Origin of the sequence: Inquilinus limosus MP06, from assembly GCF_000767795.1 — a bacterium.
GTDB lineage: Bacteria > Pseudomonadota > Alphaproteobacteria > DSM-16000 > Inquilinaceae > Inquilinus > Inquilinus limosus_E.
Map to the genome: position 1 here is coordinate 1 of NZ_JANX01000515.1, position 4,573 is coordinate 4,573.

Consider the following 4,573-nt stretch of genomic DNA (forward strand, 5'->3'; position numbering starts at 1 on the left):
GTTGGCAGGGCCAGAGCAGCCGGGGCTGGTTCCTGCCGGAGGGAACCCCCTCCCCCTAGCCCCCTCCCGCAAGGGGAGGGGGGACTCGTTGAGCTTGGGTTCGATAGCGGCGGCGATCCCATCCCGCGGAGGCGGCTGCCGTGACCGCGCTCTCCGCCGAAGACCTCACCATCGGTTATGGCGGCTCGGCCGTCGCCGCCGGCATCGACCTGGCGCTGGAGGCCGGCACGGTCACCTGCCTGCTCGGCCCCAACGGCGTCGGCAAGACCACGCTGTTCAAGACGCTGCTGGGCCTGCTCCCGCCGCTGGCCGGCACCGTCCGGGTCGGCGGCGAGGTGCTGGACCGGCTGCGGCCGGCGGCGGTCGCCCGCCGCGTCGCCTATGTGCCGCAGGCCTATCCCGGTGACTTCGCCTACAGCGTGCTCGACCTGGTGGTGATGGGGCGGACCGCGGCGCTCGGCGCCTTCGCCACGCCCGGCCAGGCCGATCTCGACATCGCCATGCAGGCTCTTGACACCCTCGGCATCGCCGCTTTGGCGCCGCGGGACTCGACCCGGATCTCCGGCGGCCAGCGCCAGCTTGCGCTGATCGCCCGCGCCTTGGCCCAGCAGGCCGGGGTGGTGGTGATGGACGAGCCGACGGCCAGCCTCGACCTCGGCAATCGCCTGCGGGTGCTGGACCGGATCCGCGCCCTGGCGGCCGACGGGCTGGCGGTGCTGGTCTCGACTCATGAGCCGGAGCACGCCTTCGCCGTCGCCGACCGGGTCGCGGTGCTGGAGCCGGGCGGCCGGTTCGAGGCCGGGCTGGTCGACGCGGTGCTGACGCCGGAGCGGCTGACCCGGCTCTACGGCGTGGCCCTGACGGTCGAGCGCACGCCCGCCGGCCGCCGGGTGGTCAGCCCGGTCGGGCAGGCATGACCAATCCGGGGCTGGTCAAGCCCGGCCGGAGTTGCGACAAGGGCGGCCTCTCTCGGATCCTCGGCACATGACCCTCCTGCTCGGCCTCCGCAACGCCGCCGTCACCTTCGGCGGCACGCCCCTCTGGACCGGCGTCGACCTGGCGCTTTCGGCCGGCGACAAGGCCTGCCTGGTCGGCCGCAACGGCAGCGGCAAGTCGACCATCCTGAAGGCGCTGGCCGGCGCCATCGACCTCGACGGCGGCGAACGCTTCGTCCAGCCGGGCGTCCGCATCGCCTATCTGGCGCAGGAGCCGGACCTGTCCGCCCACGCCACCGTGACCGACTATGTCGCCTCCGCCCTGCCGGCCGACCGCGCCCATGACCATTGGCGGGTCGAGCAGGTGCTGGCCGCGGTGAAGCTGGAGGGCGACCGATCCACCGGCACCCTGTCGGGCGGGGAGGGGCGGCGCGCCGCCATCGCCGCCGCCGTGGTCGGCGAGCCCGACGTGCTGCTGCTGGACGAGCCGACCAACCATCTCGACCTGCCGACCATCGAATGGCTGGAGGGCGAGCTCAAGGCCTGGCGCGGTGCGCTGCTGCTGATCAGCCACGACCGCGCCTTCCTCAACGCGCTGGTGCAGCGCGCCTGGTGGATCGACCGCGGCGTGCTGCGGCAGATGGACAAGCCCTTCGCCCAGTTCGAGGAATGGACCGAGACCATCCTGGCGCAGGAGGAGGCGGAGCGGGCGCGGCTGGACAAGAAGATCGCCACCGAGACCACCTGGTCGCGCCAGGGCATCAGCGCCCGGCGCAAGCGCAACCAGGGCCGGCTGCGCGCGCTCTATGCCATGCGGGCCGAGCGGCGGTCGCAGATCGCCCGCCAGGGCGTGGCGGCGCTGGGCATCGCCGAGGCCGCCCGTGGCGCGGCAAGGGTGATCGAGGCCGAGGGCGTGTCCAAGGCCTTCGGCGACACCGTCATCGTCCGCGACTTCTCCACCCGGGTGCTGCGCGGCGACCGGATCGGCGTGATCGGCCCGAACGGCGCCGGCAAGTCGACCCTGGTCAAGGTGCTGACCGAGGCCGAGCCGCCCGATTCCGGCACGGTGCGGCTGGGGCCGGGGGTGGAACCCGCCTATTACGACCAGACCCGCATCGCGCTCGACCCCGAGGCGACGCTGCGCGACGTGCTGCTGCCGCATGGCGGCGACCATGTCCAGGTCGGCGACCAGAAGCGGCACATCGCCTCCTACCTGTCCGACTTCCTGTTCGATTCCTCGCGCATGTTCAGCCCGGTGAAGAGCCTGTCGGGCGGCGAGCGCGGCCGCCTGCTGCTGGCCAAGCTGTTCGCCCGGCCCAGCAACCTGCTGATCCTGGACGAGCCGACCAACGACCTGGACCTGGAGACGCTGGACCTGCTGGAGGAGGTGCTGGCCGATTTCCAGGGCACGCTGATCCTGGTCAGCCATGACCGCGACTTCCTCGACCGGTTGGTGACCTCGGTGATCGCGGTCGAGGGCCAGGGCCGGGTGACGGAATATGTCGGCGGCTACACCGACTATCTGCGCCAGCGCCCGGCAGTGCAGGCTCCGGCTCCGGCCACGCGCTCCGCCCCGGCGGCCAAACCCCCGGCTTCGAAGCCGCGCACCAAGCTCAGCTTCAAGGACCAGCGCGAGCTCGACCTGCTGCCCGGCAAGATCGAGGCGCTGACCGCCGAGATCGCCCAGCTCGGCAAGGCGCTGGAGGATCCCGCCCTCTACACCCGCGACCCGGACGGCTTCGCCAGGAAGAGCGCCCGGCTGGCCGCGGCGGGGGCGGAGAAGGAGGCGGCGGAGGAGCGCTGGCTCGAGCTCGCCTCCCTGGCGGAGGAGCTCGGCGCCTGATGATGCGGCCGGTCGACCTGCTGCTGGCCGTCGGCGTCATGCTGATCTGGGGCTACAACTTCGTGATCGCCAAATACGGCCTCGCGGAGCTGCCGCCGCTGCTGTTCATGGCGCTGCGCTTCGGGCTGGTCGCCCTGCTGCTGGTGCCCTTCGTGCGCATGCCGCGCGGGCGCTGGCGCGACGTGCTGATCCTGTCCGTGATGCTGGGGCTGACCCACTTCTCGCTGATGTTCACCGGCCTCGCCCATGTCGACGCCGCGGTGGCGGCGATCGTCATCCAGGTGCAGGTGCCGGCCTCGGCCGCCATGTCCATGCTGTTCTTCGGCGACAGGATCGGCTGGCGCCGGGCGCTCGGCATGGCGGTGGCCATCGGCGGCGTCGCCATCCTGGCGGGCGAGCCGCGCCACAGCTCGGCCCTGTGGGCGATCGGGCTGATCGTGCTGGCGGCGATCGTCTGGGCCGCCGCCAACATCCAGATGAAGCGGATGACGGATCTCGACCCCTCCACCATCAATGGCTGGATGTCGCTGTTCGCCGCGCCGATGTTGCTGGTGGTTTCCCTGTTGCTCGAGGACGGCCAGTGGCAGGCGGTGACCCGGGCCAGCGGGTGGGCGTGGATGGCGGTGGCCTTCCAGGGGGTGGTCGTGGTGATCTTCTCCTACGCCATCTGGTACCGCCTCCTGCGCACCTATTCCGTCAACCAGACCATGCCCTATACCTTGCTGGTGCCGGTGTTCGGCGTGCTGTCGGGCGTGCTGTTCCTGGACGAGCCGGCCAGCTGGACGCTGCTGATCGGCGGCATCGCCACGCTGATCGGCGTCGGCATCATCATCCTGCGCCGGCCCAAGGCGGTCGAAGCCCAGGCGCAGGTCACGTGAGAGGGAAGACCATGGCCAAGCTGACGGAAGTCGCGCCCGAGCTGTACGCGACGGCACAGGTGGACAGCGCGGCGATCGCGGAGATCGCGGCCTCGGGCGCCAAGACGCTGATCAACAACCGGCCGGATGGCGAGGAGCCGGGCCAGCTGCCGGCCGAGCAGGCGCGGGCGGAGGCCGAGCGGCTGGGCCTGACCTATATCCATATCCCGGTCACCTCCTCCTCGATCGCGCCGGGCGATATCGAGGCGATGCAGCAGGCTTTGGAGTTGGCGCCGAAGCCGGTGGTGATGCATTGCCGCAGCGGCACCCGTTCGACCCTGCTCTGGGCCGCGGGCGAGGTCCTGGCCGGCCGCCGCGACGCCGGCGATCTCGTCGCCGAGGCGGCGGAGAAGGGCTTCCAGATCGCCTCCCTGCCGGACCTGGTGGCGCGTCTGCGCCAGGGGTGAGATCGGGATGGCGGGCCGGCAGCCGGTCAAGGACCGCCCGGTCTCCTGGATCGACCTGATCGAGATCGGGCTCGATCCGGAGGACCGGCGGCCGCTGTTCCAGCAGCTGCATCTGGCGCTGCGCGACCTGATCGCCCGCCGGGTGGTGCCGGCCGGCACGCGGCTGCCGGCGACCCGGATCTTGGCCGACCGGCTCGGCGTGTCGCGCACCACCGTGGTCACCGCCTATGACCAGCTGCAGGCCGAGGGCGTGGTCGCCGGCCGGGTCGGCGCCGGCACCTATGTCGCCGCCGGGATCGAGGCGGAGGAGGGGGTGCCCCCCACGCCGGCGGAGAGCCCCGGCCGGGCCGCCGCGGCCCCGGCCTGGCGCAGCGAGACGGTGCCCTTCGCCGCCGGCTTCTGCGGCATGCACCCGGCCACCGAGCGCGCCTGGGGTCGACTGGTGCAGCGCCATCTGCGCGGCATCGGCGT

Annotated in this window: 5 protein-coding genes; all 5 read left to right on the forward strand. The window is 72.2% G+C overall.

The features are described 5' to 3' along the window. Positions 1 to 140 precede the first annotated feature (140 nt). Complete coding sequence (locus P409_RS27290; protein ID WP_034845812.1) at positions 141 to 917, forward strand: ABC transporter ATP-binding protein; 777 nt, start codon at positions 141 to 143, stop codon at positions 915 to 917. A gap of 67 nt (positions 918 to 984) precedes the next feature. Further along, on the forward strand, positions 985 to 2,778 hold the full coding sequence (locus P409_RS27295) for an ATP-binding cassette domain-containing protein (protein ID WP_034845814.1): 1,794 nt from the start codon (positions 985 to 987) through the stop codon (positions 2,776 to 2,778). Beyond that, complete coding sequence (locus P409_RS27300) at positions 2,778 to 3,656, forward strand: DMT family transporter (RefSeq protein ID WP_238578789.1); 879 nt, start codon at positions 2,778 to 2,780, stop codon at positions 3,654 to 3,656. The genes P409_RS27295 and P409_RS27300 overlap by 1 nt, the downstream gene beginning before the upstream one ends. A gap of 11 nt (positions 3,657 to 3,667) precedes the next feature. Then, the gene (locus tag P409_RS27305; protein ID WP_034845816.1) at positions 3,668 to 4,102 is read left to right on the forward strand and encodes a protein tyrosine phosphatase family protein; all 435 of its coding nucleotides are present in this window, start codon (positions 3,668 to 3,670) and stop codon (positions 4,100 to 4,102) included. 7 nt (positions 4,103 to 4,109) lie between these two features. Next, positions 4,110 to 4,573, forward strand: a 464-nt coding sequence (locus P409_RS27310; RefSeq protein WP_034845818.1) for a GntR family transcriptional regulator, incomplete at its 3' end; no start/stop codon positions are given.